Origin of the sequence: Gilvimarinus gilvus (genome assembly GCF_030518155.1) — a bacterium.
GTDB lineage: Bacteria > Pseudomonadota > Gammaproteobacteria > Pseudomonadales > Cellvibrionaceae > Gilvimarinus > Gilvimarinus gilvus.
Genome location: NZ_JAULRU010000749.1, coordinates 1 through 378 on the forward strand (window position 1 = coordinate 1; position 378 = coordinate 378).

The following is a 378-nucleotide window of genomic DNA, read 5'->3' on the forward strand; positions in this document are numbered from 1 at the left end:
CTTAGCGCTTGAGTCGAGCCGGATTCCTGAAAGTCCCAGTGCCTCCAAACCAAAGCCTACAGGTCCTTCGGTGTAACCTGACTGTAGCTTGAGCAGAAAACCCTGCGCCCACTCTTTGCGATCTTCGCCCCCATCACGAAATCCATCATTGAAATAGTAATTTCGCAGAGCCAGCCGGCCCTCGGAGTCTTTGAAGAAGTCTGCTTCAGCAAAATTGGGGAACAAGCTAGCAATGACGCTTGCACACGCGAGTGTGCGCGATGTTGTGAGGGTGTTCATCGGAAATCTCTGCTGTGTATTGTGATTTTTGGCAGCATCAAAATGGAGCGACCCAGTACTATCCATCGCAGATTACGCAGCGTCATGCTGGACGGGATT

General features: G+C 51.3%; 1 protein-coding gene. It reads right to left on the bottom strand.

The features are described from left to right. A partial coding sequence (locus tag QWI17_RS19380) for an OprD family outer membrane porin (RefSeq protein ID WP_302724180.1) occupies positions 1-279 on the bottom strand: 279 nt, incomplete at its 3' end. Positions 280-378 lie beyond the last annotated feature (99 nt).